The organism is Bradyrhizobium sp. (genome assembly GCF_035273305.1).
Classification (GTDB): domain Bacteria; phylum Pseudomonadota; class Alphaproteobacteria; order Rhizobiales; family Xanthobacteraceae; genus Bradyrhizobium.
Window position 1 is genome coordinate 1 of the sequence record NZ_DATEPI010000009.1, and the last position, 3,811, is coordinate 3,811.

Below are 3,811 nucleotides of genomic sequence, written 5' to 3' on the forward strand. Positions count from 1 at the left end.
CGCCGATCCGACCTGGATCAATATCGGCGGGAAGCCGCGCAAATCCGCAAATAGCGGCGAGATCAGCGGGCTCTCGCGATCGATATCCGTCGGCACATAGGCCTCGGCCAATTCGCCGAGGTAGGCCTTGTGGATAATCGGATCGATGGCCTCCTTGGTGTCCAGCGTGGCGCCGGACATGGTGAGGTCGGTCCACGGCGAGATCAGCCATGCGCAGGCCGGCAAAGCTTCATTAGCGGCACGCAGCCGGTTGATGAGAGTGATCGAGAGGTTGCCGCCGGCGCTATCGCCGCCCACGGCAATACTGTCAGCGGGAATGCCTTGCCGGCGCACGAAATGCCAGGCGGCCATGGCGTCCTCGTGTGCCGCCGGATAGGGATGCTCCGGTGCAAGTCGATAGCCGATAGCCAGCGTGCGCATGCGCGCCGCTCGGCCAGCTTCCGTCACCAACCGGCGGTGACTGAGGATCGAACCGGAGCAGTAGCCGCCACCGTGAAAGAAGATCAGCACCCGGGACCTGTCGCTGCCAGGCGCAAGCGACCATTCGCCGGGAACGCCATCGCAATTTACCGCCTCGATCGACACATCATCCGCGACCGGCCATAGCGATCCGACCTCATCGAGGCGCTGACGCCGCTCCGCCCATCCGATCGGCCGCGGTTTCGCGGCCAACAACTTGCGGATGGCGTCAATCTCGTGCTGGCTCACGGCCACTTCCTTCAAGGGATCGCAGAGGGGATGATGCAGTGAAGCTGTCAGCCCGTATTCCTGACGGCTTCAGCCAGTATCGCGTAAAGCTGGCCCTTGCTGAATTCCTTTGGCTGCTTGGTTGGCTTTTTCCGCGAGACCATCCTTGCAACCGGTTGAGCACAGGCAGCCAATGCAGGTATTCGCTTCGGCTCCGATCTGATCCTGGGCTTTGCAGTCGGTGGCTTGTGACCGCGCTTGAGATCCAACCGGGTCAGCTTGGCGCAGACGGCGTTGCGGCTATAGCCAAGACGGCGCGCGATCTGAGCGGCGCTCTGTCCCTGGGACCAGAGTTTTTTGAGCAGTGCTACGTCCTTCGCATCCCAACTCATGCACGTAGTATACGCCGACTGCCGACAAGAGGCTAGTCGTCTCCCGAAATTCTGAAATCGACGCCGCGCGGGTGACCACGCGATTGGGAAGCACGGTGAATCTACACAAGACAAGTCTTCATCTACATCGGACAGTCCTCGCCTGATGAGCGTCTCTCGAAATGCTGGAGATCAACGCTTGGGAAACCATTCGGGCTTTCCGCAGACCACGCTAACGAAATTGAAAATCATCTCGGCCAAAACTCACGGCCAGCAAGGGGAAAACAAGGGGAGACCAACTCATGCATACGAGCAGGGAAGCCGTTCTGGAAAACGTGCGGCGATATCGGGCCATTGCTTCTTTGTACCGTCAGACCGCGGGCTTCCGTCCCGATCAAAGGTACTCGCTCCTGAGCCAAGCGAGGGAATGGGAAAATCTGGCGCTGACGGAACTTGAATCCTACTTCACGGCCGACGCGCTGGATTATGATCGGGCTTCCCACGTTGTCGTAAATGCCAACGCGCGATGGGAGAGCATGGCCGCTGCTTGAGCGCCGCCAGCCGCCCAACATCAGGTCGCTGCGGCCTGATTGGCGAACGGCTGGTAAACGCGGCGCGGTTTCATAGACCCGGTCGTTCAAACAACACGGTTAAAAATATGATTAGCCGATTGGGCGGGCCTGGTCGGCACAGCGACAAGCCGTAGGCCTACATCCAACCGCGAACCATGGCGCGCCGATTGGATGATGCCCATGAGCCCTGGCTTGCGCTCATCCGGCTTAGCGCCGACGATGAACTCGGATCGACGATTGTGTAACCGGAAATCGAGCGTGGATGCTCGCGCGTCACGTGGCCGCCGGAATTGCCGTCATGCACATACCAGACGTTACCGCTGACATGCTGTTGCAGGATCATGACGTGGCCTGATCGAACCGCCGCCATGCCCGCCGCCGGCGCAGCCCTTGGGAAGCGGCGCCAATTGGATGCGAGATTTAATTCTGGAATGATTCGGCCGAAGCGGAACAGCGACGCTTCGCACCCACAGAACGAGTGCGGACATCCCGACGGACGCCCACTGATTACTCTCTCATCATTTGGAATATCACCGGCGTACAAGGCCATCGCGCGAAAAACATGTTGGCGATGATGACGCGGACGGGCATCGGCTTGAACGGAGAAAAGAGACAATACAGCTAAAGTGATAACAGCTTTCCACATCAATGGAGACTCCGTGAGTTTGCGAAATCCCCCCACCACGGCGCGGAGACAAGGAAACAAACGTGTCAGCATGTTGACCGAAGCGAGTTGGCCAATGTCCGATCAGAGACATAAAGGTTCGCTTTCAGGCCGATACACCGGATGCGCACGGAATCCAGTACGCAAGCTCCCTAGGGCTCATCCTTTTTCGGCATGCGCGGAGGCGCCAGCGGCCCGAAGCTGATGCTTTGGTTTTCACCGTGCTTGAAAGTTGGATCGAGCGGACTGCCAGTCGAGGGATCGCCGCCGCCGGTGGTGGTAATGGTTGAGGGTGTCACCAGGCGTATGGCTTCCTCGGCCACTCCGCCCTCTCCGGATCCAAAATCGGCGGTGCGTCCGCCCTGCGGCCTGCCATCGGCGCTTGCAGCGATAGCTTTTTCGGTCTTCTCCGCGAGCTTGGCGTCATACGGCAGGCGATAGGCGCGCGGGACGCCGCTCGGTCGATTATCTTCGCCGAGCTCCTCGACCCAAAGATGGATCGCGCCCGGCTCGCCTTCGAGCGAATGAGGTTCGACAATGCGGGCCTGCAGCAGTTTGAAGCGAGGCGGCAGCGGGTCACGCGACGACCAACCGAGCAGGCCGCGCGCACCGATATAGCTGACCAAGTAGAAACAACTGGTCACCACGATCGCCGCGGCCTTGGCAGGCCACGGCAGGCGCGCATAGATGAGCAGCGCGAGCAGCAGCGCGCCGATCAAGGCATAAGCCAGCGCGAGCGCCAGGACCACCGACTCGAAGTTGGTCATAGCTTCTTCACATATCCGGTTTTCGGATCGAGATCGGCGCCATTACTGTGCACATTCCGGAACGTCTCCAATAGCGACTTTGCGCGGTTATTCACGTCGATCACCTTGCCCGCCGCGTCCAGCGTAAAGCGCACGGCCGTCTTCTCATCACCGGTATGGTCGACCGTCACGATGTTGTCGTAGATCACCTGCGCCGTCGGATTGAGTTTCTGCACTTTGACTTTCGCTGCGACCGGCGAATGCGTCAGTGCCTGAAAATGACTGACGTTGATGGTGTATTCTCCGGGAACAATGCCACGGACGGTGACGATTTCCTCACGGATCGGCGACGGAATTTTCTTGCCGTTGACAATGATAAAGTCGTTCGCTCCGCCGCGATCGTCGCGATCGAGCACCAGGAAACCTGCTTCGCGACGGCGATACCAGGCGATATTGCCGATCGGGTCCTGCACGAACATGTCGAGGTCATCGGGGTGATTGTCAGGCCAGTCCATCGTGATGATGAACTCGGCCTTTGAATCGATCTTGCCGTCCTTGGCATCGGGCGTGATCGCCAACAGAGCGATAAAAAACAGGAACGCGATCACCTGAAGCGCCTTGAACAGCATCACGCTGAACGGATCGAACGGCTCCTCGCGCGGATATAGGCCAAAATCATCGTTCATGGAGGCGTTCCAGCGCCGGAACGACCCGCGTCTCCGTCAAGGTGACGGCCTGCGAAAATACCCGCGCCGTCGCTGCGTCGAGCAT

6 protein-coding genes are annotated in these 3,811 nt (G+C 59.5%); 1 reads left to right on the forward strand and 5 read right to left on the reverse strand.

The annotated features are described in order from the left end of the window. Both VJV58_RS00785 and VJV58_RS00790 read right to left on the reverse strand, forming a co-directional pair. The coding region (locus VJV58_RS00785; protein ID WP_324135402.1) for an alpha/beta hydrolase at positions 1-708 on the reverse strand (708 nt) is incomplete at its 3' end. Between the two features lie 47 nt (positions 709-755). Then, positions 756-1,079 (reverse strand): GcrA family cell cycle regulator, encoded by a 324-nt coding sequence (locus tag VJV58_RS00790; RefSeq protein ID WP_324135403.1) that lies wholly within the window; start codon positions 1,077-1,079, stop codon positions 756-758. 281 nt (positions 1,080-1,360) lie between these two features. Between VJV58_RS00790 and VJV58_RS00795 the strand changes: the two genes are divergently transcribed. Continuing rightward, positions 1,361-1,609 carry a hypothetical protein gene (locus VJV58_RS00795; RefSeq protein ID WP_324135404.1) on the forward strand — a complete coding sequence of 83 codons (249 nt, stop codon included), beginning with the start codon at positions 1,361-1,363 and terminating at the stop codon, positions 1,607-1,609. A 157-nt stretch (positions 1,610-1,766) separates the two neighbouring features. Here VJV58_RS00795 and VJV58_RS00800 read toward each other — a convergent pair whose 3' ends face one another. The 3 genes from VJV58_RS00800 to VJV58_RS00810 form a co-directional block, all read right to left on the reverse strand. Continuing rightward, positions 1,767-2,276, reverse strand: a complete 510-nt coding sequence (locus tag VJV58_RS00800) for a hypothetical protein (RefSeq protein ID WP_324135407.1) — start codon at positions 2,274-2,276, stop codon at positions 1,767-1,769. A 170-nt stretch (positions 2,277-2,446) separates the two neighbouring features. Continuing rightward, positions 2,447-3,061 (reverse strand): hypothetical protein, encoded by a 615-nt coding sequence (locus VJV58_RS00805; protein ID WP_324135405.1) that lies wholly within the window; start codon positions 3,059-3,061, stop codon positions 2,447-2,449. Beyond that, complete coding sequence (locus tag VJV58_RS00810) at positions 3,058-3,726, reverse strand: hypothetical protein (protein WP_324135406.1); 669 nt, start codon at positions 3,724-3,726, stop codon at positions 3,058-3,060. The genes VJV58_RS00805 and VJV58_RS00810 overlap by 4 nt, the downstream gene beginning before the upstream one ends. Positions 3,727-3,811 lie beyond the last annotated feature (85 nt).